Consider the following 26560-nt stretch of genomic DNA (forward strand, 5'->3'; position numbering starts at 1 on the left):
CGAATTACGAATTACGAATTACGAATTAATTAAGTCGAATCAACGCACCTTTGACTGTAATCGTACCGTTGGCTGAAATGTCTATATTTCCAGCAGCATCTAATGACATATTGCCTGTTGATTTCACTGAAACAGATTTACCCATGTCGTCCATTTTGATTTTATGGCCGCCTTTGGTTTCAATCTCTATGCACTTCTGACTATCGTTAAGATATATTTTGTGACCGTATTCAGTTTCTACGCGAATACCTTTTTTACTACTTCCTTTATCCTCTTCGACAAACTGTAGAGTATGACCTACACGAGTTTTAATGGTGCGTAATCTTACTCCATTTGTAACTGAGTCACTCACCTTTTCCGGTGGTGCATCCTTCCCGTTCCATACCCCGCCAATGACGTAGGGACGGTGGATATCGCCATGTTCAAAACCTACCAAAACTTCATCGTTCACCTCTGGTAAACAGTCGAAACCTCTCTTTGGCCCTGCTCCCAAAGCTACAACTCTTGCCCAGTCACTTGCATGTTCTTCTGTGAGAGTGGGAAACTTGACTTTCACTCTACCCCATCCCTTTGGGTCTTTGTTATCAGTCACAATTCCTACTAATAAAGTCTCAGATGGTTGTAGACGTTTTTCTGGAGATAGTGTTGTGAATAAGCTACCAGAACGTAGTCCCCGCACGCTGAAATCAGTTTCATAAACTCGCTGACTAAAGAAATGGCGTGTTTCTGTAACATAATACTTACCACTATAGCGATCGCCCATACCCTTAAGATTAATAACTCGTCCTGGACGAATTTCAGGATTCCCTGCTGCTTTGGCATCTGCATAAACAAATTCTCCTCCCAGTTCATCACACAAAGCCTGAGCCATTGTCTCTGCTTGTTTTTTGCTGGCAACAGGTTTATCTACAACAATCATTGTGGCAGGCTTAAGATTAGAAAATGCATTACTAGTACTACTTCCTAGCTGATTACCTGTCTCGGTTATTTGCTTCTCTTTCTTGGCTGTTCCGCTAATCAATTTTTTCTGGGTATAGTCCCAGGCACGAACTTCCACAGAACTCACCTGTTCAGAACTGGTGACGCGAGTACTAAATTTGCTAATATCAACTAGCCATTCTAGTGATAAAGCTCCCTGAGTTTTTGGTTTACAAAAATTTAGTTTATCCTCTGTAACAAATAATTCAAAACCGATGCGGGCAGCCCTTTCCCGCAAAAACTCCATATTAGTTTGGTTCTCTTGGAAGACATACTCATGAACTTCACCAGTTGGCTCTATATTACCAGGCCTTATACCTACTTCCTGAACTATTTTTTTGACTATACCGCTATCAGTTTCATTTAAAAAAGAACGATTATAACGACCTCTGTGCAGACGATGGGAGATATCATAACCGCGAACAATGATATCAGCTTCAGATTTTTCATTGAAGTGAACTTCCATTGCTGTAATTTCGCCTTCTATCAAAAATTTTTCTACCTCATCTTTAAAATTATTATCTTGAGTAGTACTCGAAGTAAAACCCAACTTTACTTTTTTCCCAATTTTAAATAACTGCTCATGTCGCCAAGCCTTGCTTTCTGGTCGATCAGATGTGGCAATATAGCTATTATGTATGACTAGCGTAAACATTGCTGGCAAATGAACGCTTTCTTCGACAGTGATTTGCAACAAATCCTTCATTAATTCAGGCGAAGCAGCTTTTCCTTCTATCTGGATTTTAGGTTCACTTAAATAAAGGCTTTTTTTAGGAGGCATAACTATTATTTTATAACTATGAAATGTTCAGGTCAGCCTTTAATCACAAAATAGTAATTAAAGTTATAAATAGTACTTGTAACTTTAGTTCATTTGGGTCAAAAGTATTATTACAGCCTTTGATCTGCCTGACGATCTGGGCCTGTAGAAGCAGATTCACGTCCTCCAGGAAGGTTATTCTTATCTACTTCTTGCAAGGCTATATCTACCAGTGCCCTTACTGGTGTACCATCACTCAAAAACATATTTAAAGTGTAGGTTAGGCTCGTGATTACACAATAAAAATACTCATTCCCCCATGTAAATATGTAAACAGGTGGTCGTTTGTCAGTTGCTTTACTGATAGTTTCTACACCTTTCTTAATTTTGTCTATATATTTTTTCATCACCGACTCTTTCGTTTCATAAGTATCATAAAGCAACTGTTTAAGTGTGAATTTGTAAGGTTCAACGCCAGAAAAGTTTACTTTGGGAAGTAGAGTAGTTCCTCTATTACCATCCTTGCTTTCCCACTTAACAGTTCGAGCGAAACTAATATCTGTGGGATTAAACATCAATTCAATATCTGGCGCTTCGCCGTTATAAGCTACAAGTTTGGCTTTTTCAAGTTGCGGTTGGCGCTTTTGAATAACAATAATTGCTGGACTTGCCATTTAAGTATCTCTCCAAAAATTAATTATTGAATAGAAATTTACCCAGGTAATCTACCTGAGTAACCGCCATGACGCTCTCGCTCAATTTCTATCCGTTGTCGTAATCTGCTATAAATTTCACGAGCTAGAGCTTCAAGATCAGCCGGATCATCTTTTTCATCTCCTTCAGAAGATGAGGATGTGTTCTCTATGGTCTCAGTTATCGGTTCTATTTCTCTAGATATGTCGGGTGGCGTGACTTCTCCTCCATCAGCAAAACCTCTAGGTGAAGGAAGGTGTTTAGCAAAAACTTGTGGTGATTCTGAAACATGAGAAAATTCATAATTTTGGCTGTTAGATTCTCCATCACTAAAATTAAAGCTAGTGAAATCATCATTATTTCCATTTAGTAAATCTTCCACACTTGACCATTGAGAAGGTGTATTAGTGGTAGAATTTGCTTTTCGGAAAATCAGGGGAGGCGATGAGTATTGAGGTGAAGGTTCACCTACATCAATTGTTTCGTTTTGAAGAAGATTAAGCTGTGGAGAATTGAGGACGGAAAGCCTGTGTTTTCCAATATTCAACCCCAATGAAGAAGGAATTAAAGAATTAGATACCTGAGATGAATCAGTCTCAGCGCTTTTTAGCTGTAATGAAGTGTCAGGAAAAGAATCGACTTTAGTCGGAGTCTCTGGAGAAGTTGTTTCTTCTGGTTCTGTGGGATTGGGTGTCTGTAAACTTGGGAGGATAATATCTTGGGGTGTTCCACCAGTGTTGATGTGATGTAGTAGAGGTAAATTTTTCTGTGCATCCCTGGTATTAATCACAAACTCTCCAGGCGTAAGCATTGCAGGTATAGTATCCGAGGGTGCTATTTGCTGACGATTGTCAACGTGGGAGTCTGTCACATGACCGCCAGTAGCATAACCTTTAGGTGCTGGCAAATTTTCAATGGTCGTATTTTGCTCAACTTTAGGTGCTGTGCTTACCTCATCTTGTGAGGAGATTGAATTCTCTGAGGTATCAACAAAGGTTAATATTTCAGGATTTGTTACCGCAGTGGGAAATTCTGATTCTACTGTTTGTTCATTGTCAATAATTTTCCTGAAAATACTTGCAGTTTTATTCATCTCAGGCGATATGGCGCTAACTACTGGTGCTTCAGCAATCTCAGGTGATGTGACGGTAATTCGCGCGTAGATGTCTAGCGGCTTGTCGTTAGACGCAGTTTCACTAATCTCAGGTGATGTGGTGGTAATTGTTGGAGTTTTAACAATCTCAGGCGATGTGGCGGTAATTAATGGTGTGTAGACTCCTAGCGGCTTGTCGTTAGACATAGCAGTTTCACCAATTTCAGGTGATATGGCGTTAAGTGGTGTTTCAGTAATCTCAGGTGATGTGGCGCTAACTACTGGTGCTTCAGGAATATCAGGCGATGTGGCGTTAACTACTGGTGCTTCAGGAATCTCAGGTGATATGGTGCTAACTACTGGTGTTTCAGTAATCTCAGGTGATGTGGTGCTAACTACTGGTGTTTCAGCAATCTCAGGTGATGCGGCGTTAACTACTGGTGCTTCAGGAATCTCAGGTGATGTTGTGGCGTTAACTACTGGTGCTTCAGGAATCTCAGGCGATGTGGCGTTAACTACTGGTGCTTCAGTAATCTCAGGTGATGCGGCGCTAACTACTGGTGCTTCAGTAATCTCAGGTGATGCGGTGGTAATTGTTGGCGTTTCACCAATTTCAGGTGGTGCTAAGATCGGCTGACTCTCTGTAGAATCGCTGCTAGTATTCTCCACATTACCATCAAGTTCCAGTGAAATAATATTTGCTGAGACATCTGAAACATTAACCGCCATAGTAGATTGTGACTCTGAAGTAACTAACTGTTCATTATTATCAGAGTTTCTAAACAAACTAGGTGTATCTTCAATATCGACAGAGGTAGGTGTTAACTGAACAGGCGTAATGGCTGAAGACTCACTCGTAACACTAGAGTTAATTTCTTGTTGTACTGTAATAGTTTTTTTTGCAATTGAGGACTCAGAATTAGGTATAGAAACATGCGCTTTGGGCGCATATCTATAAGTCTCTACATGATTTTCATCATTCCCAAAAGAATAAAGTGTGTCATCAACATCAGGTGAAGTAAATGCTGTATCGTCAGCATTTACTAGAGAATTATCAGCCACCTCATTATCTGTGAAGAAATCATTTGGAATGCTTTCTACTATTAAGTCTGCTTCAATGCCTGTAATTGTCTCAAAATTATTATTTATATGTGATGATTCTTCTGACGAGAATGGAGAGTTTAAGCTTGGTGAAACCTCTTTTTCTTGGATTAAATTTGTTTCTGAAGCGGTGCTGGTATTATCAACTATGGAAGGAGATTGATATGTTTTAATATTCTGTTTTGATGGCGTTTTGCTGTCTGGGATATCTGAGCTATTAACTGATTCTGATGCTTTTGAGATTACTTGTTGTTCATTATTGAGAAAGTTACTAGACGAGCTAAATAGTTCCTCCACATTATTAGACGCAGAAAATTTTATAGGCGAACCTTCAACTAATTCACTTTGGCTTTTGTCTAATTCAATCTTTTCTTTTGATGGTAAAATACTTTCTATACCCAACAAGCCTGCACTGGGTAAACTAGATGGTAACTCAGAATTTAATTGCAGTTTGTCGTTAGCAATATTCCTGGGTAAAGTTGAATTATCTTCAATAATTGGCGGATTAGATGCCGTTATGCTAGGTTTTATACTATTAGCAGAAAAAGCATCTATCGTAGTATTATCTGAAGCAATATCCCGTTGCAATGTAGGTATTTCCGAATTAGGCTCAACAGATAGCGGCTCATCTAATGCTAACAAGCTATCTTCATTAAGATTAAGAACAATATTGCTTTCGTCAACAAATTTATCAACATTATTAGCCGCTAATGATTTGACTGCTTTTTTAGTCTTAGATTTTGGCTTTGTTTTTTTTTCTGCCGACTGTTGAGATTTATTTATTTTTTTTGATTTAGATTTACCTTGAATATTTGTTTTTGATGATGACTCATTACTCGTATTGTTATCAATGCGAGTTGGCATTATCTCTGGAATACTATTTTTTGCCGATTTGTTACTATTAATATTATTATTTTCTGGTGAAGCTATTGAATCAAAAGAATCAACCTCAAGTAATGGAAACTCACTATTTATATCTTGATTATCCCAACTATCCCAACCTATTAATGGTTGGATCGACGGCTCATGTTCACGAGACAATAAAAATTTAGAGGATGTAACTAATGGTGATTTAGTTTGTATAGGACTAATAATATTACTTCGCAAATGCAGAGAAGGAGAGTTTTTTCTCATTAGCATTTTATGAGAATTAGATAAAGATGATCTTATCCCAAGGGGATGAAGATTGTTCCCTAGTGAAAATTGAATAATTTGCATAGTTATAGAGGAAGAATGGTTAATTAGCTAGAAACGAAATATCCTGTTTTTTGATTTCGTTGTACAGAAATACCTCCTCCTGTGGCTCTTGCAACTTGTAAACCTTCATAGGCTAAAGTTAATTCTTCAATTGCAACTGCCTTTCCATCTGCTTGGAGTGCAGGTGTTTTCCAGGTTATAGGAATAGCACCAATCAAAGTCCAACTCATCATCGTTTCACCAGCTTGATTGAAAATCAGAATATTGACATTGCGTCGAGATGTTTTCTTTTTTTCATCAAAAACTGCATTCATCCAGTTCCAAAAACCTGGATGATCGGTAACTCCACGTTTAAGAGTTATGTCTGCAAATTCTGTATGACCTAAATAAATTCTTTGCTGGTCGTTAACACCACCTTCCTGAAAAACATTTTTCTTAATTTGAATACTTAATCCTGTACATTCAGCGAAAGATGCAGCGATGGAACTGTCTATCTCTACGTAGAACCGATTAGTAGTGACATAATTTAATTCGTGGGTAATATTGCCGTTATTAGCGCCTGTAGCCATCACAACCACCTTTGGGAATTATAATTACCTAGCCTTTCACGCTGCGATCGCATATCTTCAAGCAAGAGTTTATACACGTGCTCTGTGAGTTGGTTCAAAAGCCGTGAGTCGTTGAGGTATTTACCCGCAGCAATAGCGACCTTGCTGGCATCAGAAGTCACTGAAACCCCAGCGTAGCCAGCAGTACCGCCAACATCTCCATCGAATGTAAAAAAAGTTTGTTTCTGATTTGAGTCCATAAATAAAAAACTCTCCTAGAATCCAGGCTAAAGGTACTGCATCAGAATCAAAAGTAGCCAAAAGTCGAACTTAGTATTTGCCTGGATTTAGATTTGTGAGTAATTGTGCTGGAAATGCGATCGCAGTACTCTAGATGTTAGTAACAACAAAATATTTATCTACCTACGGTTTGGGTAACAGGATAAGAAAATGAGAGAACACGTCAGCCGGAATAAAAAAACTACTACAGGCTTCTCAATCCCATCCCTGAAACACCCGACACCCGGATTTGGTTTGGAGTCGTCAGCAATTTCACGCCAAGCGGTTCCTGAAATACAACCACTCCACAAACCACTTACTCACAATATAAATCGCATACCACTGCGTACCCAAACAAAACTCTCAATTAGCCAGCCTGGAGACATTTACGAACAGGAGGCTGATAACGTCGCACAGCAGGTAATGCAAAGAATGGCGCAACCTGTAAATCGCCAGTCTATCCAACGAGAAGCATTGCCAGAGGAAGAAGAAGAATTGCAGATGAAACCTCTGGACATTAGCACACTGCAACGTCAAGAAGTGCCAGAGGATGAGGAAGAATTACAATTGAAGCCGATGGTACAGCGCCAGGCTGAAGCGGGGATGGCTGCTACGCCAATTAAATTAAGTAGTCCTGGCATAGATAAGACGGCTCACATCCAAAGAGTATTTATTAACAAAACAACTACAGAAGAGAAATTATCGGTAGAGCAGATAGAAGCAGTAATCACACGATTAAAGAAAACACGTGATATAGGATTATTAGCCAAAGCACCGCCAAACGATCTGAAAACTTTTCTAAAGAAACTCGCTGAAGGTCCTAATATTACCTATGAATCAGAAGACGAATTGATAAAAATTCTGAATGCAAAGACGATACACAAGAAGCAAATATTTAATCCCAAGTCCACTGGCCAATGGCGAAAAATGAACCGCATTGCTGGACAGATGGAGGCTAAACTGGAAACGCTTAAAAATATACCAGAGGGAGTTGAGGAAATCGTAACTATAGCCCGAGATTTGACAATCAAATTCAAAAAATTGGTCACCGAACATGCCTTTAATACGGGTATAGAAGTGTTGCAATTGGGTCTTGTTCTCTTGGAGCGAGTAACAGAGTTTCTCAACAAGAAAGGTTCTCGATTCATGTGGCAGTTATATGGTCTACTGAGTCATCTTGGTCCCTTATCCTACGCTTATGAAAATTTTGCACAGAATTCCAATCAAAAGGTGATTGCATCAGAAGTACAGCCTATACAAGAAGAGATTATGGTGAAACTGCGTCAGATCCGGCAATTGATGGCAGCAAACCCAGATGGTGCTACGGTAGTGGCTCACCGAGGGAGCGGCCCCACAAACCGAACGATGGGAGGGCTAATATCTGAAACGGATAACCGACGGATAAACCGTCCAGCAGAAAACTCGCCTGATGCTTTTCAATCGGCCTTTAATGAAGCTACGAAAGAAAGAGAAGTTCCAGCATTGGATGGAGTAGAGTGTGACGTCTACCTTTCAAAGGACGGCATACCAATGTTGAGCCATGAGGACAAAGTGCAAGAACAGCTGAAGAATGCCCAAAAGACAAAACAAAAACAATTACTCGCAAGCTCGGGCAAAAAACTAGACAAAGCAGAAGTGCAAGATCTTTCTGCCCAAACACTTCAAAAAATAGAACGCTCGGAAAGTCCCGGAAGTAGATTCATGACCTTGGCTGAACTTCTGGATATGGTGCTACCAGTAGCTGCGGATTATTATAATATAACGGGTAAGTCCTTTAGGCTAGAAGTGGAAATGAAAGGAGCCAAGGTATCTGACTCACATCAAGCCTTAGATGGATTAAGACCTTTGCAAAACGCGGTAGCCAAAATAATCAGCCAGTTTCATAAGAAAAATCCAGAGACTCCGGTGGAAATAGTACTATTCAACGGAACTCCATTGGATGTAGAAGGCTATGCAGGATTACGAAGTAAAAAAACAGCTTTAGGTGGTTTGTACACTGGTCTTGGAGTAAAAAAAGCAGACCTTGAAACTGGAGGTTTTCAAGAGAAATTCATTGATGAACTGCGGTATCAGTTTACCGTCGAATTTAATAGAAATAATGTGGACAAAAGTGACCTATTTTTTGCAAATAAGTATTTAGATAATTTCATCAATACCTTGGTATTTGGACAGGAGTTTGCGCCAACAGAAATGAAGCTAGAAAAGTTTGAGCCTAGTGAAGATATTAAGGCTTACTTTGGCGAAACCAAGGATGTAAAGTCTACATTGGAGGATAGAAAAAAAGGCAATCAAGACTTCGATCTAAAAATCCAAAATGCATTAGAAAGGTATGCAGAAAACCCAGACAATCTGGCAAAAGTAAAGAAAATACACATACTCACAGACTATCCGAAGAAAGCTCAATGGATAAAGCAAGGTCTTCAGAAAGCAACGAAGATAGCCTTAGAGGAAACATAGTGCGATCGCCCGATATTGTTGCAACAGTCTGCTACTTATCTTAAATATACAAGGGTGCGTTACTTCGTTCACGCATTAACCCAACAACAGAAACAGCAAGGGTTTGCAGTCAGATAGAGATCGATCGCCCACAACTCTCTTTATTCACCTGGATTAAAAATCTGATTAACCATTAATGGCAGTTCTGGAAAGGTGGGGGAGAGAATGCGATCGCTCAACCCACCTAACTTTAGAATAGGTTTCCCAAAAATTTAAACTTTGGGTGAATTGCTTGATGAGTGCGATCGCTGTACTCTAGATGTTAGTAACAGCAAAATATTCATCCACCTACTGCTTGGGCATCAGGAGAAAAAATGAGAGAACGCATAGGCCAGCCCAAAAAAGCTACTACTGCTTCCTTCTCAATACCTACACTCAAACAACCGACACGTGGTTTTGGTTTAGACTCCTCTGTTGCTTCATCTCAAGCAGCGAATGAGGTGCGACCTTTAGGGCACGACATTAGTCGAATATCACTGCGCACACAAACCAAACTCACAGTTAACCAGCCCGGAGATGTTTACGAGCAGGAAGCTGATAGAGTAGCAGGGCAGGTAATGCAGACGATAAGCGAACCTGTAAATAAACAATCTGTGCAAAGGGAAGAATTGCCAGAGGAAGAAGAATTACAAATGAAATCCCTGACGGATTCTAATATTTCGCTGCAAAGGGAAGAATTGCCAGAAGAAGAAGAATTACAAATGAAATCCCTGGCTGCTTCGCCCAAAGCAGTTACTGAGGCGCAACCCTCAAACAATCCTCTCACCCACGACATTAGTCGAATGTTACTGCGTTTACAAACAAGACTAACAGTTAACCAACCTGGAGATGTTTACGAGCAGGAAGCTGATAGAGTAGCACAGCAGGTAATGCAGAGGATGAGCCAACCGGGGAATCGTCAGTCTATTCAACGAGAAGCATTACCAGAAGAGGAAGAAGAATTACAAATGAAATCCGTAGGGGATTCCATTACTCCTGTGGTGCAACGTAAAGGTGGTGGAGTAGCAGCCACTTCAGACCTAGAAACTTCAATCCAACAGGCACGTGGAGGTGGACAGCCACTCTCAGACGACATCCGGCAACCAATGGAACAGGCTTTTGGAACTGACTTCAGCGGTGTGAAAATCCACACAGATAACCGCTCTGATCAGCTCAACCAATCCGTCCAAGCTCGTGCTTTCACCACAGGACAGGATATCTTCTTCCGTCAAGGAGAATATTCTCCAGGAAGTAACGGAGGAAAGGAATTACTTGCCCATGAGTTGACCCATGTTATCCAACAAAATGGTAGTGCAGTTCAACGTAAATCTATTCCTGACCAAGGGGTAAAAAAATAAGATCCAGGCTAAAGCCCTCCTGATTTCTCCTTTATCGAACAGCCAATTCATGCCAAAATTGAAGGGTAGTTGATTAATCAACTACCCCAGGAAATTTAACAGCTTTCCGCAAACCTAGTGCATTAGCTCATTTTTTAATTACACAACATATACCGTAAAATTAACTAGGTTATCCTGACCAAATCGCAGCGAATCGCCATTAAGTAGACGATATTGCATACCAGGAGTTAGAGGATTGTTGTTTAAATAAATACCATTTGTACTCATATCAACAATCATGTATGCATTTTGCGACCAGTCCCAATCGACTCGCGCATGACGACGAGAGACTATTCCCTCACTAGGGATGCCGGTCAAGTCAATTTCTGGCGGCGCTATTCCTGGACTCTGACTGCGACGACCAATATAACCTCCTTCCCCAACGAGGTTAAATTCTCTGCCGGTGGTATGAATCAGCTTTAAAAGTGGCGCTCTTTGAGGTGGGGGAGTGTAAACAGGTGGTGTTGGTGGATAGGAAACCCGTGGTTGATAAACTGTTGAATAATCAACAGGAGCTTGTTGGGGAGCTTGGTAGTTAGGTTGGTCTGTTGCTGGCCGCTGATACTGAACAGGTGGTTGTTGACTGGGTGGTGGTTGACTAGGTTGTTGTTGAATAGACGGTGGTTGACTAGGCGGTTGTGGTGTATTGGAAACTACATTACCCACAGGAGTGGAACACCAGGGACAAACCTTAGCATTGTTAGGCAGGGCGCGGTTAAAATATTCGCAACTGGGATTAGGGCACCGATTTGCAGGCATAGGAATTTATATCATCAGGCATAGGTTGTAAAGCTACAAGACCTACTTTACTAAGTAAACACTGACCCTGACGAGTGGTTAGCATCTGGGCAAATGTAGAACCACCAGGCAGGCGGCTGCTGTCTTTAGGGTACACTACGAAAATAGGGTATCCCAAGGGGTAGCTTTGGAAAGTGGTGACATCAACATAATAATCATCATGTTGACACAAATCATCTGAGGGATTAATTGAGCGGCGATCGCGCCTTTGAAACAGAGGTTGAATCGCTGACTTTTTGCCATCTGCGATCGCTAACGGATAGCCAGTACACTGTTTCCAAGTTTTACTGATAATGCCAAAACTAATAATACCAGTGGTTCGCCCCTCCAAAGTCTCACTGCGGATCTGATTTTGGGTTTTTGTTGTATCAAGTTTAGTAACTTTCGCTGTAAATAAAGCTTCGTCCTGAGGGGCATTTTTGAGAACTATTTCTTGAAATTTACTGATTGCTTCCGGTTCAGTCGGGGCAAAAGGTTTGACCGGCAGATTTGGAAGTTTGGAACTAATTTGTTGCCAATTAGTAATTTTACCTGTGTAAATTTGACGCAATTGCTCAATATTTATTTGCCCCCCCAGAGCATTAGCAAGATTTGAGTCTCTTTTATTAAATGCTACAAAAACAATTAATCCATCATAAGCAATTGTTTTTTTTGTCAGTTTATCTGTAATCTGATTTACCAAACTAGTAATTGCAAAATCTTTTTTGTTGGTTTGGACTTCTTCAATACTTTTAATCGGATTATTTAAATTTGCTGATAAAACAGATTCATAGTTAAATGTTGCTGTTGCATCTGGCTTTGGTCTGGTCAATAAATCTCCTAAACGACTGTTGTCAACTGGTTGTGTCAAAACATAGCTCCATGTACTGTCTTTTTCTCCTGTATAAGTAAATTGTCCTGAAGGAACGTTGGGGACTTCGGAGAAATTCCGCACAAGTCTAGACCATTGTATATACTGATTAGGACTATCTGTTTTCTTGCCCAAAAGCCAATACAATATTCCTCCGCCAAGTAGTAATAAAGCCAGAATCCCTAGCAGAATTAAAGGCATTGGCAAACGCTTTTCTACTACTTGAGAACCAGAGGAAGATCGCACTGAACTATTAACATGATCTTCTTTAGGAAGTTGTAGTAGTGCTTGACGAGCCGCTTCAGCATTCTCGAAAGGAGTTTCCAATCCAATTAGGCGATAAAGAAACCGCTTTAAATGGCTATCGGTATCTGGCCATTGTTGATTATCTCTAGGATCGAGAGGTTGGTTGGATAAAAAATTAGTTGTCCGTCCTGCCCATAAATAAAAGGCTAGCAATCCTAATGATTCTAAATCTTGTTCAGGTCTGGCAGGCGCGGGTTGAGCAATAATAGGTGGAATAAATAAGTTTTCCCAGATAGCTAAATCACAAAAATATATAGAAAATTTTTGATTGTTTTCTACCTTAATTAAGGTACTATCTAAATTTATGTTGCCGTGAGTTATACCCAGTTGTGTTTGGTTTGAGGGAAAACGCAGTTTTTGAGTGTGGAGAAACTGGAGTGTTTGTAAACCTTGATTTAGTATCTCACGCACATCAGTAGATGTCATTGCCCCCTTCTCTATGAGATATTTGCCTAAAGTTTGGGATGACTCTATTCCTTTAGTAATTAAATAACAGCGTTCTCCTTTTTCATCAGCGATCGCTTCTTTCGTTTCGACAAGACGGAAGTTTTGAATTCTACTATCGGCTAAACTGATCCCACCTACCCGTTTGAAAGTCTCTTTTCGCTTCAGAGTCTCGCTTTCATTAAAACAGCGATTGGGTAGCAGGTATTCTTTGATGATGACAGGCTGTTTGTCTTTGAGTTGGATACCTGAGTATAAGCGGCCTAAACCCCGCACACCGACAAAACTAGCTATTTGATAAGTCCCTTGACTTCCTTTAATCTCAGCCTCCTGCGGTAAAGTTGCTGGAAAACCACATTCCAAGCAAAACTTAGCGCCCTTGATTTGCTGTGCCGTTTGGAAAGGGCGATCGCAACTTAAGGGAGAATTGTACGAGCAGGGGTATTCTTGATAAAAAGATTCAAATGAAGCCATATACAAAGAGTTTCGTGAATTGCGCCGATTACTTCTGTCGCACTCAAGCGTGAACTAATCCTAACTTGAGGGCAGCCACAATAGCTTGAGTCCGGCTAGTAACCTTCAATTTTTCAAAAATACTGGTGAGATGCGCCTTAACAGTAGCAACTGTTACATATAAATGTTTAGCGATTTCTTCATTAGAAGCACCTTGAGTTAACCAGTATAAAACTTCTTGCTCTCTTTCTGTTAAATGCACCTCATGACATGCTTTCACACAAGAGTCTGAATAAGCCTGAAAAAACCGGAAAAATCGACTAGCAACTTCTGAAGGTAGATAAATTTCTGACCTAGTTACAGTGTCAATAGCCTCACACAATTGTGTTGCTACACGATTTTTAAACACATAACCTGCGGCTCCCGCCTGCATTGCTCTAAAAATCCAGTCATCTTCTTGATGAGCCGACAATACTAAAACCTTTCCAGTGTAAGAAGTTTCTTTAAGACGTGCCAGAACTGTAATTCCATCACATCCTTTCAATTGCATATCCAGCAAAATTAAATCTGGACACTTCTGGGCTGTAAACTTTAAAACCTGCTCCACAGAATCCGCATCACCGATAACTTCTACAGGTAATGCAGAATTAATACTATAAAAACTTAAGAGAGTACGTAACCCTTGACGAAACCGTTCTTCGTCATCTACAAGCAAAACCGAAAGTTTCTTATTATCATTAGCCATCTTTTTTATTACATTAGCGAGTTCATGTTCGCTTTTAGCATCTAGTAGAGAGCGTCATTACAAATTACGGTAGCGGTAGCGAGTCCGCGTACTCTGTAAGAGTTGCAAGCTATGCTTTTAGCGTCTCGTAGAGAGCGTAATTATGAATTACGAATTACGAATTACGAATTAATTAACACTCCTCGGTCGAGGCAAAATCATCGAGAATTGTGCTCCACTTTCTGATAAAACTTGCGCCCAGATACTTCCTTGATGATCCAAAATAATTTTTTTTGCAATAGTTAAACCCAGCCCTGTACCTCCCTTACGCCGGGAATAAAATGGGGTAAATACTTTTTGTAAATCTTCTTTAGATAATCCTGGCCCTTGATCTGAGATTTTAATTAAAACTTCATCTTGAAAAATCTGCCAGCTACAGGTAATAGTTCCTGAATTAGGACTGAAATGAACAGCATTACTAAGGATATTGTCAAATACTTGTTTCATTTGTAATCTGTCTATTTTCAGGATCGTCGATGTGTCAGGAATAGATATTTTAACTTGTTTCTGATTAATTAGAGGTTGTAAATTTGTGATACTTTCAATTACTAAACTTCTTAAGTCTTGAAGTGTCACCCTTAATTTTGCACCTTGTCCACAATCAATAAGCTCATTTAAATTAGTATCTAAATCTTGTATGTTTTCGCCGATTATTGTTGCTTGCTCTTGCCAAGGACTATCCTCTAAACCTAAGCATAAATTATGTGCATACAATCCTATAAGTCCTAGAGAGTTACGTAATTGATGACCTACTCGATGCAGGATATCTTCCAATAGTTGAATTTCAGTTTTTTGTCTTCCATAGTCTAAATAAATATCTACATACTTACTCAGGATCATGGCAGAGCGTTTTACATACAATTGCAAACTTTCTGAGAGAGGTTCATTAGTAATAATTTGGATGTATTCAGGTTTTTGATTTCTATAGGCTATGGGGCAAATGTAAGAAATGGATGAAAAATCCTTAAGTTTAAATGCATGTAAAGTCAAAGCAGGTGGAAAATCTGTCAGCCATGCTTCTGAGCGCAAATAAGCTAAAGTTTTTGGAGAAAAAGGAGCTTGGCCTTGACCATAACGTATAACTTCCTGATGATTTTTCAGCAAGCAATCATGGTAGACAATCCGAGCGAAAAAAATTGGATACTGACTAGTTAACTGCTCAGACTCTAGCTGACAAAAGCTTTGGATGTCTGAGGAATTCAAATAATTCGAGCCATTCTCTAGTTTTTGTATAGAAAAGCCTAGTGTCATAGCTTCACTCGCTTTTTGCAACCAAATGTTTTTACTCTTCTGCTGACCAGTATAAAATTATGCAGTCTCAGTAATGTTTATTTTTTTGTTAAGTTATCTTGTTAGATAATTCATACAAAGAATTATTAAGCTTATATTCACAGATCCTTCTCCTTTTTCTAAGTATATACAAGTACGCATTAATTTTATATGTAACACTTAATTCAGTAATAATCTGGCAAGGACAACAATGCTTGGTTCGTAGTTAGCCCTAGCCTACGGAAATCCATTACACCTCACAGAAAAATGTAGTGCTTCCAATGAAAAACTACTCCAAACTAATCTACAAACTGAAGTTGCTGCTTTTCGGATTCTTGAAAATATAATATTTTCCAGCCTTCTTACTCATGATTTTAGGGGAGCAGGGGAGACTTGGGGACAAGGTGAAAAGGTGACTTGAGCGAGAGCTTGCAACAAGTCTTTCTCCCTGTCCCCAAGTCTTCTTCACCATGCCAAATGCCCCAATCCAAAAATATCGACAAAAGTCTAATTAACTTTAGAAGGCTGATACATATACTGTAGATGCATCTGGATTAGCTACCAGCAGAACACCTTCATGCTTATCTTTGTTCTTCAAACTTTAGCCGAAATTCTAGCTGGAGGAACCTCACTTACCAGTACAGAGCAAATTGACTTTAGCCATCCTGGTAATCGAAGGGAAGAGGGAGCAGGGCCGACTCTCAATTTATACATTTTTGATATACGTGAGAGTAAGCAGGTACAACATTCTGGCAGGCAAGTTGAACGCAAGCTAACACGCGCTCTACAACCTGCTACTGTAAATTGGGCACCGGCTTGGTTTGATGTTTCGCTGCTATTAACAGCCTGGGATAGAACAGCTTTAGGTGAGCATCACTTTATCAGTGAGGCGTTGACCGTACTGTTGCGCCATCGCACCTTGGAAGAGGAGTTTTTGGTTCCTGAATTACGAGGCTATGGTAATTTGAACCTGACAGTTGCCCTAGAGCCACCAATTGAGATTGGCTCTTTGTGGAGCGCTCTCAATGTACCATTGCGTTCAGCCTTATATTTGACAGTTACAATACCCTTCGAGCCACAACCTACTTCAGTACCTTTGGTTTGGGAGCGAATTTTCAATTTGCGAAATCAATTGTCTCGTGATACTGACAGTCTAGTAGTAACTAGACGAGTTGCGATCGCAGGTATTGTCAAAAGTGCGGTGACAAATCTGCCGTTGGTAGCGACAGAAGTGGCTGTGAGGGGAACTGAAAAGTCCATATTAACCACTAAAGAAGGGCTGTTCTTTTTTGAAGACCTTCATTTAGGTAATTATGTTTTGACTCTGAATCATCCTGGCTATCTACCCCAAAACGTCAACGCATTGGTAGATAACCAAAGTCATACTTTCAAAGAAATATTTCTAACTCCCGAATAATTAGATTTTTACTGACTTGGAGAGACTTTCATGGCTAGACTTGATTACTTTGCTCCCGGTGTCTATATTGAAGAAATTGACCGAGGTAGCCGACCAATTGAAGGTGTTAGCACGGCAGTTGCCGGATTTGTAGGCTTTACAGAAGATGTACGTGGTGGGGCTGAGTTATACAAGCCCATGCTAGTAACCACTTGGACACAATATCTCAACTACTTTGCTCGTCCTAACTCTGATGGGTTCACCGACTTCAACGCTTATTTACCTTTTTCAGTCTACGGCTACTTTATGAATGGTGGCGGTCGCTGCTGGGTGACAAGCATCGGGACTCAGTTACCAGGCGCACCCAGGCCCGCAACTCCAGAACCGGCTACCCTCAGAATCAACTCTAGAGGTAATCGTCCTGCCCTCCGCTTTACTTTGCGTCCTGAGCAAGCATCAGGCGGATTAGTAAATATCGTTATTATTGATGGTTCACCCCGCGCCCTACCAGAAGGTACTGAAGGAGAAGCGCCTCCAAATACGGGTGAATATTTCACCATCCAAATTCGTCGGGGAGATGAGCTTCTAGAGCAATACGAGAACTTGAGCATGAACCGCGAACCTAATGCTCAAGTCGCTACTTATGCACTGACGGCATTGAGAAATTCGATGTATGTGACTGTAGAAGACATCACTCAAAGTGGACAGCCTTTAGCTCGTCGTCCCGTTAATGGTCAATATGAACTAGCACCGCCCATTGTTGCCACCCCACCCGATAGATTTTCGCAAAATTTAGAAGGGGTTCGAGACGATCGCACCGGGGTACGCGGTATCTTTGAAGTTGATGAAATCACAATGCTAGCCTGTCCTGATGTGATGCGGGCTTATCAAGAGCAGATACTGAATTTAGATCAAGTCCACGGCATCATCGAACTGATGATTAGTATGTGCGAGGGTTCTGCCAGTGGCGATATTCCCAATCCGCCCAACCGCATGGTTGTACTTGATGCGCCACCGGATGCCGTCAAACCCCAGCAAGTAGTTGAGTGGTTGAATAGATTTAACCGTCGTTCGATGTTTGCGGCCCTTTATTATCCTTGGATTAAAGTACCTAATCCACGCGATCGCGGTAATCCAATTTTAGTACCTCCTTGTGGTCATGTAATGGGTGTTTGGGCCCGCACTGACGAAACCAGAGGAGTTTACAAAGCACCTGCAAATGAAGTTCCCAGAGGTGTAATTGGTTTAGGTTATGACACAAACTTCCGTGAACAAGAACTATTAAACCCTCTTGGGATAAATTGTATTCGTACCTTCCCCAACCGAGGTATTCGCATTTGGGGCGCACGCACTTTAGTTGAGCCAGATAAAACAGAGTGGCGTTACATCAGTGTGCGTAGACTAATTAGCTATATCGAAAAATCCCTAGAACTGGGGACTCAGTGGGTAGTTTTTGAACCGAACGACCAAGATTTGTGGGCACGTGTGACTCGCACCGTCAGCAATTTCTTAGAACGCATCTGGCGTGAAGGTGCTTTGTTTGGAGCATCACCAGAACAAGCATTCTATGTTAAGTGTGACGAAGAATTGAACCCACCAGAAACCAGGATTTTAGGACGTTTATACATTGAAGTCGGTGTTTGTCCCGTCAGACCGGCTGAATTTGTTGTTTTCCGTATCAGCCAATGGAATGGCATTGAAGACAGCGAATAGGGCATTGAAATTAGGGGACAGGTAACAGGTGACAGGGAATAATCTGTACCCTGTAACCTGTAACCTGTAACCTATTCCCCTCTTCACTCCTAATTCCCCATTCTCAAATTAACTACACACAAAGGAGTCTAAAAGCATGGCAGGCGAATTTTTAACCTCTTGTAAGTTTTACTTCGAGGCTGACGGAATTACTGATAAATTCATCAAAGAAATTAGTGGACTAGGCGTTGAGAATACACCAGCCCAAGAAGTCCACGGTTCATCTAAGGGCGCTAAACTAATGCGCCAAGCTACACCAACCGTTGTTAAATTTACCAACATCACAGTAAAAGTCATCGCCACTGATGATATAGACCTTTATACTTGGTATCAAAAGTGTAACGAAGATATGGGAGACCCTCGTCAGTGGGCACAGAATCGTAAGACTGGTTCGGTAGTTGCTTATGACCAACAAGGCTCTGAAAAAGCACGCTGGAACATTGTGAATTGTTATCCTTGTAAATACACTGGGCCTACCTTAACTGCCTCTGGTGGTGATATGGCGAATGAAACCATTGAATTGGTTCATGAAGGAATTAAACGGATCAAATAATTAGTATTTGCAGTAATTAACAGTGGTACAATCCGCAAGCCGAATTCCAGAAGTTCTTACAGCTCATCGGTTCTATTTAGAACTGAAACTAGAAGGTCAAAACGATGCCAATTGCTTCTTTTTGGAGTGTCAAGGCTTCAAAAGAACACAAGAGGTAATTGAAATTTCTGAAGTTACTTCTCAAACCTGGGGTACAAAAGGGCAGTCAAAAGGTCAGGTGGTGAGAACTAAACTTCCTAGCAATCCCAAGAGTGGTAATCTCACCCTGCGTAGAGGTACCACCAACTCTATGGATTTTTGGAAGTGGTTTGAAAAAGTTGAAAAGGGTAATTGGTCTGAGCAACGTAGACTTGTTGCTTTATCTATTTATAATCAGGCAAATCAAGAAGTAGCTAGATTTGAATTAGCTGGTGCTTGGCCTGCAAGTTATAAGATTGCCGATGTCAACGCCCGCAGCCATGACATCGAAATTGAGGAGGTGGAAGTTGCTTTTGAGGAATTTAAGCGCGTGAAGTAATTAGGAGGACTATGTTTCCAACAGAGTTTGAATTTACATTGCCTAAGGGATATCTAGACTCTGAAGGCAACCTCCACCGCAAAGGTGTAATGCGGTTATCAACGGCGATAGACGAGATTGCACCCTTGCGTGACCCACGCGTTAAAGCTAATCCCGTTTATGCCACAATTATTATCTTGGCGCGAGTGATTACCCACTTGGGTGCTTTATCAGAAGTGACTCCTGCAATAGTGGAAAACTTTTTTGCCCAAGATTTAAATTACCTCCAAGATTTTTACCGTCGAATCAATGGATTGGAGAGCGAAACTTCCATACCAGAAGATATAATAAATTCCCCTGAACCGCTTCTTCATAATTGAATTGGGCATAGGGTATCGGGGGATGAGGCAAATGAGGGAGATGGGGAAAAAGAACTATTGATTATTGCCCAATGCCCAAATTTAACTAATTTCGGGGGTTTAAGTAAAAAGCAACTAACAAGACGTTCGGCGAGCACTACTTCGACCCTTCTCTACGATAGGCTGCGCTATCGACAAGCTCAGGGCAACGTAGGCTCAGTACATGTCAGTCCAGTCGCGGCAAGTTCTGTGGCGGGGTCTAAATCCCCGTTACAAAACTTAATTAAGTTAGTGTAGCGGTAGCGAGTCCGCGAGTGTTATTACGAATTACGAATTACGAATTACGAATTATTTTAATTACCTATGCCCCGTAAGAAAGATACTCTCTGCACAGAATTTGCCTTCACTCTTCCTAGAGGACTGAGTGATAGTGAACACCGAATACATCGTCATGGGGTGATGCGTTTAGCCACCGCCAAAGATGAAATTTTGGTGCAGCAAGAACGCAGAGTTCAGGAAAATCAGGCTTACGGTGTATTAGTAATGCTTGCACGGGTTATTACTCGGTTAGGCAGTTTCAACTCTGTTAGTCCTGATTTACTCGAAGGGCTGCTCTTACATGACATTGCTTATCTCCGAGAATTTTACAATCGAATCAATCAACAAGGCAATGTACACATTCCGACACAATGCCCCCACTGCAATACTCAATTTTCAGTGGAGCTAGAACTAGCGGGGGAGTCGTAAGCTACCCCTCTGATACTTTGTATGAGGAGGTAGCTTTTATTGCTTATCATTTTCACTGGTCACAAGATGATATTTTAAATTTAGAACACACTACCCGTCAGCGCTGGGTAGCAGAAATCAATAAAATTAACCAAAAATTAATATGAAAGTAAAAGTTAGCTACTCACCAAATCTAAGTGAAATCAATGAAGTTGACCTTACCTTAGAAAATACAACCAGAGGAGAATGGCTAATAGGTCGTTCTCCTGATTCTGATTTAGTCTTAGATAGCCCTGATATTAGTCGGGTACATGCTAAGTTTTTTGTTAAAAGTGGAAATTACTACTTCTGCGACCTTGGCAGTAGAAATGGCTCAATATTTAACGGGAAACAAGCTGAAAAAGATCGACCATATTCTTTAAGCGATGGAGATATTATTAGGATTGCAGATTACGTTTTGATCTTAGAAGCAGTTGCTCCCGCTTATGAGCAACCAGAGACAGTCTTTAGAATTATAGACCCTTCATTGTTTTCTCGGCCGCGATCGCCTGAAAATGTCAGCCCTTCCAACGTTGCTAATCCAGCCCCAGAAGTAGTTAACGAAGTTCCAGCGCCAATTGTTCAAGAAGTAGAAACACCTGAACTTAATGTTGTTTCCTTAGAAACCAGCGAAATCTCAGAAGCTTCTATTCAACCTGATGATGTCATCGCGGTTGTTGAGGTAATCACCCCTGAAAACATCATTCAGTCACCAGAAGCAATTAGCGAAGTTTCAGATGATGTTCATGATGAAACTGGGGATTTGCATACATTAGTTGCAGCAGAAGTCAGCGCAGATGCCGAGGAAGTAGAAGTTCCAGAAGTTAGCGAAGACTCAGAAGCTTCTTTTACTGTAGCTGATGATGCGATCGCTGCACCTGAAAACATAATTGAAACTCCTGAAGAGGAAAGTGTTCCAGAAGCTACCTACGACGAAAATGCAGACTTTGAAGCAGCACTGGCGGCAGAAGCTACCTTTGTACAACGGCGTGATATAAGTGCCATTCCACAAGCTACCTCTGATGAAGATGCAGAATTCGAGGCAGCACTAGAAGCAGAAGTCACCTTTGTGCAGCCGCGTGATATTTTTAACGAAATTCCTTCACAGAGTTTTGTTCCCGAAGCTAACTCCGATGAAGATGCAGAGTTCGAGGCAGCACTCGCAGCAGAAGTCACCTTCGTACAGCCGCGTGATATTTTCGGCGAAGTATCTGAGGAGGAGAGTACCGTTCCCGAAGCTACTCATAATGAAAATGAAGTAGTAAATTTAGATACACCAGTCGCGGAAGAAGTAAGCGCAAACTTCGGCGAATTTATCAGCAAAGTTCCTGAAGACGCTGACATTCAACCGCAAGAAGCATTGAGCCAAGTCCCAGAGGAGGAGAGTGAAGTTACACAGAAAGACAGTAATGAGGTAGTAGATTTGGATACGTCAGTTACAGCAGAAGACAGTGCAGAGGTTGACGAAGTAGAACCTAGTTTTGCTGTTGATGAAACAGGAAACGAAGTTTCTGAAGCATTGATGGAGCCTGATAATACCGTTGCGGAAGTTTTCAACAATCAATACATTGATTTGAGTACTGTTGATGATGTCGCTCCAGTAAGTGAAGCCTCTGACTCAGATGATATTCAATCTTTGGAAACAACAGAGAGTGGAGCTACTGAGAGCATCAGTCAAACTGTTGAAGAGGCTTCGGAAGTAGAAGCAACTCAATCTGATGAAACTTCAGAAGAAACAAATATAAGTGAGCCTTCTCAAATGATCATTGAAAGAAACATAGTACTCATCGCTCACGAAAGCAAGAAATCAGAACTTGCTGAATTTGTTTCTCAACATCAGGAATTTTTCTCGCAGAGCTTTACAATTACGTGGCCATCAATTAGCGAAGTATTACATCAACAGGCGGGCATAACTATTAGTCAACAAACCCCCGCACCAACTTCTGGAGGATATCAAACAATTGCTTCATTGGTTGGAGCAGGAGAAATTTTAGCAGTTATTTTCCTAAGAGATTTGCTGCAAGCACAACCTGGTCAAGCAAATGAAGAAGCACTGTTAAGGTTATGTACTATTAATCAAGTTTTACTGGCAACTAATTTGCCAACAGCAGAAGCGATTGTGCATTACCTGAAACCGATAGTAGACTAGTACTAAATTATTTATGAATCACAAAATACCCAACTCCTTAAAGGAGTTGGGTATTTTGGTATTTAATTGCTATTTTTTGTGAAAAGTTGCAAATTGCATAGAATAATTTCAATGCTGAAAATGAGGATAAAAAATATGTATATTTTAAAATAAAACTTATCTAGAGAAATGCTTGCAAAATTAAAAAGTTTATTTAGACAGCCAGTTATTTTTTCAAGTGCGATCGCTACAATTTTACTAGTGGGCATTCAAAAACTTGGGGTTTTCGAGCCTCTAGAAATGAAAGTCTACGACCAAATGATGCAATTACGTGGCGACCCAGGCCCAGACTCTCGTCTATTAATTGTTGCTTTAACTGAAAAAGATATCCAAAAATGGAATTGGCCCCTATCTGGTGAACTTCTAGAACAGCTGTTGGGCAAACTTGAAGAATATGAACCGCGAGCCATTGGTCTAGATATATTTCGTGACTTACCAGTGCAACCTGGTCATGAAAAGCTACTGCAACGCATACAACAGAGCGATATCATCATTCCTATCTGCAAACATTCTGGTTCTAACAATCCAGGAATAGCTCCCCCACAGGGGGTTGAAGCAGAGCGAGTAGGATTTAATGATGTCGTAGAAGATACTGATGCGACAATTCGTCGCAACCTATTATTGGTAAGTGCAGAGGAGTCCGATTCTTGCCAAAGTACTTATTCTTTTAGCTTACAATTAGCACTCAAATACTTAGAAGTTGGAGGCATCCAACTAAAATTTACCCCAAAAAAGGAATTACAACTACGAGATACCGTATTTAAACCCCTGCAAAGTAACGCTGGTGGTTATCAAAAAGCGGATACCAATGGCTACCAAATCCTGCTTAACTACCGTTCTGGTCATCAGGTCGCCCAGCAGGTAACTATTACAGAAGTACTTGCAAATCAAGTTAAACCAGATTTGGTCAAAGACCGCATCGTTTTGATTGGTTCAACAGCCAATAGTTTAAATGATATTTTTAATACGCCATTTGCTACTGGTAAATCAGATAATTCCGGCAAAATAGCAGGAATTGAAATTCATGCCCACAGCGTTAGTCAAATTCTCAGTGCTGTTCTTAACAAACAGCCTCTATTTTGGTTTTTGCCTGAGTGGGGTAAAGTCCTTTGGATATGGGGATGGACTGTAGTTGGTGGGTTGCTGGTATCGCGGATTCAACATCCACTAGGCTTAGGATTGGCAGGAGCAACAGCCCTTGCAGTGTTATTTGGAGGCAATTATGTCATTTTTACCCAAGCTGGATGGTTTCCAGTAGTACCTTCAGCGCTGGGGTTAGTATTTACCGCCGGGAGTGTCCTTGCCTATAGTGCTTATCAAACTAAGCAAGAGCAACAAGAAATTACCCAACGGGTTCAAGAACACCAACAATTAATTGTGGAATTGCAAGGCCTTTTACGGCAACGCGGCAACGCCTCAAATGAAGCACCAACTGTAATTACTGATTCCATCGGGCAAGAAATTGCACTAGGCACAGTACTAAACAACCGCTACAAAATTACTCAACCCTTGGGTTCTGGAGGATTTAGCAATACTTATTTGGCTGACGATATCCAGCGTCCTGGTAATCCGCAGTGTGTGGTTAAACAGTTACGACCTCCCCGCCAAGATGCAGAATATTTAAATGTTGTCAGGCGCTTATTCGACGCTGAAGCAGAAATTTTAGAAACTTTAGGTAAGCACCCACAAATTCCCCAATTGCTAGCTTTTTTTGAAGAAAATAGGCAATTTTCTTTAGTGCAAGAATTTGTTCGAGGGCACGCTATGGACAAAGAGCTAACCTCTGGGAAGCGACTAAAACAAACTGAGGTTGTGGAAATACTCAAAGAAGTTTTACACGTGCTTGTTTTTGTTCACAGCTATGGCGTTATCCATCGAGATATCAAACCTAGTAACTTGATTAGGCGAGAATCAGATCAGCACATTGTTTTAATTGACTTTGGCGCTGTTAAGCAAATTCAGCCTCAGCAGCAAGAAGCTCAGACCATTTCAATTGGTACTCCTAATTATGCACCTTCTGAGCAAATGAGCGGTTTGCCAAAACTCAACAGCGATATTTATGCGTTGGGAATCATGGGAATACAAGGTTTAACTGGAGTAGATCCCCGAGAATTTCGCAGAGACACAAATACTGGTGAAATAATTATCCAAATTGAAGCTGATGCCAATCAACAGATTTGGCAACATTGGCGCGAATTAACTGAGGCAACAGACGAGTTAGTTATTATCTTAAATAGAATGGTACATTTCGACTTCACTCAACGATATCAATCGGCAGCAGAGGTACTCAAAACTCTCGAAAGTCTCTAGTATTATGTCTGAGCCACTACCCAAAAATTTACAGTTGGGCTTCATTTGGATCTTCAAGATTGTTAATCCATTTAGAGCTATCTATTACCTTACTAATAAAGGTATCTTGAGAAACTAAAGTTGCCCTATGAAGTTCTTCATCAGTAGCAACGCCTGCATTATTTGTGAAGGCGAGGGTTCCTGTTGCATCAGAAAGAAACTCTACAGAAAAACCTAGATGGGAGGCTTGTCTAGCAGTTGTATCACAACACATTTGAGTCATGTATCCAGAGATTACCACAGTATCAATATTCCTCTCTTTAAGCCAAGCCTCTAACTCAGTTTCTGTAAAACTTCCTGGCAAACTTTTTTCAATCAGTAGATCATATGGACGTTTGGTAATTTCGGGATGAAGCTCCCATTCTGGGCTTCCCTTTTTAAAAATGGCAGAGTTTTCTGGTGGCTGTGTATGTCTTACGATAATTACAGGTATACCTCGCTCATTAGCAACATTCATCACTTGAAGAATTTTATCTAGGCTTCCTGATGGATAACTTATTGGCAGTTTTCCAGTGAAATATTCATTCTGAACATCGATTACTAATAAGGCTCGTTTCATCTTGATTATTCTCCTTACTATCTTATAAAAATCGATTGTGATAATTGAGAGTGCAAATTACCCATTAGGTTGAGTAAAAAATCTGAAAATAGGTCAAGCTGATTCTATATCCCTGATGTTTGTGGTGAGTATAAAAGATTTACTAAACAAATATTTTTATCTAAGCATGCTTTCAAAATTCAAGTCGAATTCCCATATAACTAGTAATAACAAATAATTTTTTGTATTTCAGATTACTAATTAATTTAATATTTATCCAGTCTTTGGTTAGAAGTGTAGTAAATTATTCGTTCTTATTATTGGATTGTAAGACAAATTTTAACTTGTGATTCTATATAGGAGTTTCCAAACGCGATGCAGACAAAGAAATTTTCGTTTAGCCACGCTAGTTCAACCTACATTAACTAATTCTTTACAGAGTGCGATATGCAGAAACCAAACGACCAAAAAGGTTATTTCCTTAAGTACCTTTCCCGTGCTCCTGTTCTTGCTGTTATTTCGATATCAGTTGCCTTCTCTACATGGGCGATTTTTAATTATTTTTTACCCGATCTTCTTTTCCATCCTATGCCATGACATGAGCGGTGATGATGTAAAAGCGTTGTTATCAATGTTGATACTAAAAAGCGCCCTCCCAATTTGGGAGAGCGCTTTTTGATTTAGCTAAACTTCAGAATTAACCGTTGATAGCAGGAGCAGTCAGAGCGACAGGAGCAAC

22 protein-coding genes are annotated in these 26560 nt (G+C 40.6%); 12 read left to right on the forward strand and 10 right to left on the reverse strand.

The genetic code is table 11. From position 1 onward, the window contains the following. Positions 1 to 25: 25 nt before the first annotated feature. The 5 genes from ACEYW6_RS28850 to ACEYW6_RS28870 form a co-directional block, all read right to left on the reverse strand. Positions 26 to 1759, reverse strand: coding sequence for a VgrG-related protein (locus tag ACEYW6_RS28850; RefSeq protein ID WP_412982446.1), 1734 nt, complete (start codon positions 1757 to 1759; stop codon positions 26 to 28). A gap of 110 nt (positions 1760 to 1869) precedes the next feature. After that, entirely contained in the window at positions 1870 to 2412 is a 543-nt protein-coding gene (locus ACEYW6_RS28855) for a hypothetical protein (protein WP_196513230.1), read from the reverse strand. Between the two features lie 38 nt (positions 2413 to 2450). Beyond that, positions 2451 to 5759 (reverse strand): hypothetical protein, encoded by a 3309-nt coding sequence (locus ACEYW6_RS28860; protein ID WP_412982447.1) that lies wholly within the window; start codon positions 5757 to 5759, stop codon positions 2451 to 2453. 107 nt (positions 5760 to 5866) lie between these two features. Further along, positions 5867 to 6391: a phage tail protein gene (locus tag ACEYW6_RS28865; protein WP_190899288.1), complete on the reverse strand. Its 525-nt coding sequence runs from the start codon at positions 6389 to 6391 to the stop codon at positions 5867 to 5869. Beyond that, a complete protein-coding gene (locus tag ACEYW6_RS28870; RefSeq protein ID WP_412982448.1) occupies positions 6391 to 6630 on the reverse strand; it encodes a hypothetical protein in 240 nt (79 codons plus the stop codon). Before ACEYW6_RS28870 ends, ACEYW6_RS28865 begins: the two co-directional genes overlap by 1 nt. A gap of 451 nt (positions 6631 to 7081) precedes the next feature. On the opposite strand from ACEYW6_RS28870, the gene ACEYW6_RS28875 reads away from it, so the two are divergent. Both ACEYW6_RS28875 and ACEYW6_RS28880 read left to right on the forward strand, forming a co-directional pair. Beyond that, positions 7082 to 9106: a glycerophosphodiester phosphodiesterase family protein gene (locus tag ACEYW6_RS28875; protein ID WP_412982449.1), complete on the forward strand. Its 2025-nt coding sequence runs from the start codon at positions 7082 to 7084 to the stop codon at positions 9104 to 9106. A 353-nt stretch (positions 9107 to 9459) separates the two neighbouring features. Then, positions 9460 to 10482 carry a DUF4157 domain-containing protein gene (locus ACEYW6_RS28880; RefSeq protein ID WP_412982450.1) on the forward strand — a complete coding sequence of 341 codons (1023 nt, stop codon included), beginning with the start codon at positions 9460 to 9462 and terminating at the stop codon, positions 10480 to 10482. 138 nt (positions 10483 to 10620) lie between these two features. Here ACEYW6_RS28880 and ACEYW6_RS28885 read toward each other — a convergent pair whose 3' ends face one another. The 4 genes from ACEYW6_RS28885 to ACEYW6_RS28900 form a co-directional block, all read right to left on the reverse strand. Next, on the reverse strand, positions 10621 to 11280 hold the full coding sequence (locus ACEYW6_RS28885; protein WP_412982451.1) for an FHA domain-containing protein: 660 nt from the start codon (positions 11278 to 11280) through the stop codon (positions 10621 to 10623). Further along, the gene (locus ACEYW6_RS28890) at positions 11258 to 13393 is read right to left on the reverse strand and encodes a substrate-binding domain-containing protein (RefSeq protein WP_412982452.1); all 2136 of its coding nucleotides are present in this window, start codon (positions 13391 to 13393) and stop codon (positions 11258 to 11260) included. The genes ACEYW6_RS28885 and ACEYW6_RS28890 overlap by 23 nt, the downstream gene beginning before the upstream one ends. Before the next feature lie 43 nt (positions 13394 to 13436). Further along, positions 13437 to 14117: a response regulator gene (locus tag ACEYW6_RS28895; protein WP_412982453.1), complete on the reverse strand. Its 681-nt coding sequence runs from the start codon at positions 14115 to 14117 to the stop codon at positions 13437 to 13439. A 168-nt stretch (positions 14118 to 14285) separates the two neighbouring features. Continuing rightward, a complete protein-coding gene (locus tag ACEYW6_RS28900) occupies positions 14286 to 15260 on the reverse strand; it encodes a sensor histidine kinase (protein ID WP_412982454.1) in 975 nt (324 codons plus the stop codon). A gap of 742 nt (positions 15261 to 16002) precedes the next feature. On the opposite strand from ACEYW6_RS28900, the gene ACEYW6_RS28905 reads away from it, so the two are divergent. From ACEYW6_RS28905 to ACEYW6_RS28945, 9 genes are all read left to right on the forward strand, one after another. After that, positions 16003 to 16842 (forward strand): Pvc16 family protein, encoded by an 840-nt coding sequence (locus ACEYW6_RS28905; protein ID WP_190899300.1) that lies wholly within the window; start codon positions 16003 to 16005, stop codon positions 16840 to 16842. Between the two features lie 30 nt (positions 16843 to 16872). Then, positions 16873 to 18534, forward strand: a complete 1662-nt coding sequence (locus tag ACEYW6_RS28910; RefSeq protein WP_412982455.1) for a phage tail sheath family protein — start codon at positions 16873 to 16875, stop codon at positions 18532 to 18534. A gap of 136 nt (positions 18535 to 18670) precedes the next feature. Continuing rightward, positions 18671 to 19126 carry a phage tail protein gene (locus ACEYW6_RS28915; RefSeq protein ID WP_190899302.1) on the forward strand — a complete coding sequence of 152 codons (456 nt, stop codon included), beginning with the start codon at positions 18671 to 18673 and terminating at the stop codon, positions 19124 to 19126. Between the two features lie 22 nt (positions 19127 to 19148). Beyond that, complete coding sequence (locus tag ACEYW6_RS28920; protein WP_190899303.1) at positions 19149 to 19643, forward strand: phage tail protein; 495 nt, start codon at positions 19149 to 19151, stop codon at positions 19641 to 19643. 11 nt (positions 19644 to 19654) lie between these two features. Next, positions 19655 to 20002, forward strand: a complete 348-nt coding sequence (locus tag ACEYW6_RS28925) for a hypothetical protein (RefSeq protein WP_412982456.1) — start codon at positions 19655 to 19657, stop codon at positions 20000 to 20002. A 342-nt stretch (positions 20003 to 20344) separates the two neighbouring features. After that, entirely contained in the window at positions 20345 to 20728 is a 384-nt protein-coding gene (locus ACEYW6_RS28930; protein ID WP_412982457.1) for a phage tail assembly protein, read from the forward strand. Further along, on the forward strand, positions 20671 to 20874 hold the full coding sequence (locus tag ACEYW6_RS28935; RefSeq protein ID WP_334801094.1) for a DUF6760 family protein: 204 nt from the start codon (positions 20671 to 20673) through the stop codon (positions 20872 to 20874). The genes ACEYW6_RS28930 and ACEYW6_RS28935 overlap by 58 nt, the downstream gene beginning before the upstream one ends. Further along, positions 20871 to 22895 carry an FHA domain-containing protein gene (locus ACEYW6_RS28940; RefSeq protein WP_412982458.1) on the forward strand — a complete coding sequence of 675 codons (2025 nt, stop codon included), beginning with the start codon at positions 20871 to 20873 and terminating at the stop codon, positions 22893 to 22895. Before ACEYW6_RS28935 ends, ACEYW6_RS28940 begins: the two co-directional genes overlap by 4 nt. A 168-nt stretch (positions 22896 to 23063) precedes the next feature. Continuing rightward, entirely contained in the window at positions 23064 to 25244 is a 2181-nt protein-coding gene (locus tag ACEYW6_RS28945; protein WP_412982459.1) for a CHASE2 domain-containing protein, read from the forward strand. Positions 25245 to 25272: 28 nt separating this feature from the next. Here ACEYW6_RS28945 and ACEYW6_RS28950 read toward each other — a convergent pair whose 3' ends face one another. After that, positions 25273 to 25842: a cysteine hydrolase family protein gene (locus ACEYW6_RS28950; protein ID WP_412982460.1), complete on the reverse strand. Its 570-nt coding sequence runs from the start codon at positions 25840 to 25842 to the stop codon at positions 25273 to 25275. Between the two features lie 426 nt (positions 25843 to 26268). Between ACEYW6_RS28950 and ACEYW6_RS28955 the strand changes: the two genes are divergently transcribed. Next, on the forward strand, positions 26269 to 26418 hold the full coding sequence (locus tag ACEYW6_RS28955; protein ID WP_412982461.1) for a PsaJ protein: 150 nt from the start codon (positions 26269 to 26271) through the stop codon (positions 26416 to 26418). Positions 26419 to 26560: the final 142 nt, after the last annotated feature.

It is taken from the genome of Nostoc sp. UIC 10607, from assembly GCF_047228265.1.
In the GTDB taxonomy this organism is placed as follows: domain Bacteria; phylum Cyanobacteriota; class Cyanobacteriia; order Cyanobacteriales; family Nostocaceae; genus Nostoc; species Nostoc foliaceum_A.

Bases quoted from the DNA above. Each gene is read 5' to 3' on its own strand.
- ACEYW6_RS28850 (WP_412982446.1), bottom strand. From the start codon at position 1,759: ATGCCTCCTAAAAAAAGCCTTTATTTAAGTGAACCTAAAATCCAGATA.
- ACEYW6_RS28855 (WP_196513230.1), bottom strand. From the start codon at position 2,412: ATGGCAAGTCCAGCAATTATTGTTATTCAAAAGCGCCAACCGCAACTT.
- ACEYW6_RS28860 (WP_412982447.1), bottom strand. From the start codon at position 5,759: ATGAGAAAAAACTCTCCTTCTCTGCATTTGCGAAGTAATATTATTAGT.
- ACEYW6_RS28865 (WP_190899288.1), bottom strand. From the start codon at position 6,391: ATGGCTACAGGCGCTAATAACGGCAATATTACCCACGAATTAAATTAT.
- ACEYW6_RS28870 (WP_412982448.1), bottom strand. From the start codon at position 6,630: ATGGACTCAAATCAGAAACAAACTTTTTTTACATTCGATGGAGATGTT.
- ACEYW6_RS28875 (WP_412982449.1), top strand. From the start codon at position 7,082: ATGGCGCAACCTGTAAATCGCCAGTCTATCCAACGAGAAGCATTGCCA.
- ACEYW6_RS28880 (WP_412982450.1), top strand. From the start codon at position 9,460: ATGAGAGAACGCATAGGCCAGCCCAAAAAAGCTACTACTGCTTCCTTC.
- ACEYW6_RS28885 (WP_412982451.1), bottom strand. From the start codon at position 11,280: ATGCCTGCAAATCGGTGCCCTAATCCCAGTTGCGAATATTTTAACCGC.
- ACEYW6_RS28890 (WP_412982452.1), bottom strand. From the start codon at position 13,393: ATGGCTTCATTTGAATCTTTTTATCAAGAATACCCCTGCTCGTACAAT.
- ACEYW6_RS28895 (WP_412982453.1), bottom strand. From the start codon at position 14,117: ATGGCTAATGATAATAAGAAACTTTCGGTTTTGCTTGTAGATGACGAA.
- ACEYW6_RS28905 (WP_190899300.1), top strand. From the start codon at position 16,003: ATGCTTATCTTTGTTCTTCAAACTTTAGCCGAAATTCTAGCTGGAGGA.
- ACEYW6_RS28910 (WP_412982455.1), top strand. From the start codon at position 16,873: ATGGCTAGACTTGATTACTTTGCTCCCGGTGTCTATATTGAAGAAATT.
- ACEYW6_RS28915 (WP_190899302.1), top strand. From the start codon at position 18,671: ATGGCAGGCGAATTTTTAACCTCTTGTAAGTTTTACTTCGAGGCTGAC.
- ACEYW6_RS28925 (WP_412982456.1), top strand. From the start codon at position 19,655: ATGTTTCCAACAGAGTTTGAATTTACATTGCCTAAGGGATATCTAGAC.
- ACEYW6_RS28930 (WP_412982457.1), top strand. From the start codon at position 20,345: ATGCCCCGTAAGAAAGATACTCTCTGCACAGAATTTGCCTTCACTCTT.
- ACEYW6_RS28935 (WP_334801094.1), top strand. From the start codon at position 20,671: ATGCCCCCACTGCAATACTCAATTTTCAGTGGAGCTAGAACTAGCGGG.
- ACEYW6_RS28940 (WP_412982458.1), top strand. From the start codon at position 20,871: ATGAAAGTAAAAGTTAGCTACTCACCAAATCTAAGTGAAATCAATGAA.
- ACEYW6_RS28945 (WP_412982459.1), top strand. From the start codon at position 23,064: ATGCTTGCAAAATTAAAAAGTTTATTTAGACAGCCAGTTATTTTTTCA.
- ACEYW6_RS28950 (WP_412982460.1), bottom strand. From the start codon at position 25,842: ATGAAACGAGCCTTATTAGTAATCGATGTTCAGAATGAATATTTCACT.
- ACEYW6_RS28955 (WP_412982461.1), top strand. From the start codon at position 26,269: ATGCAGAAACCAAACGACCAAAAAGGTTATTTCCTTAAGTACCTTTCC.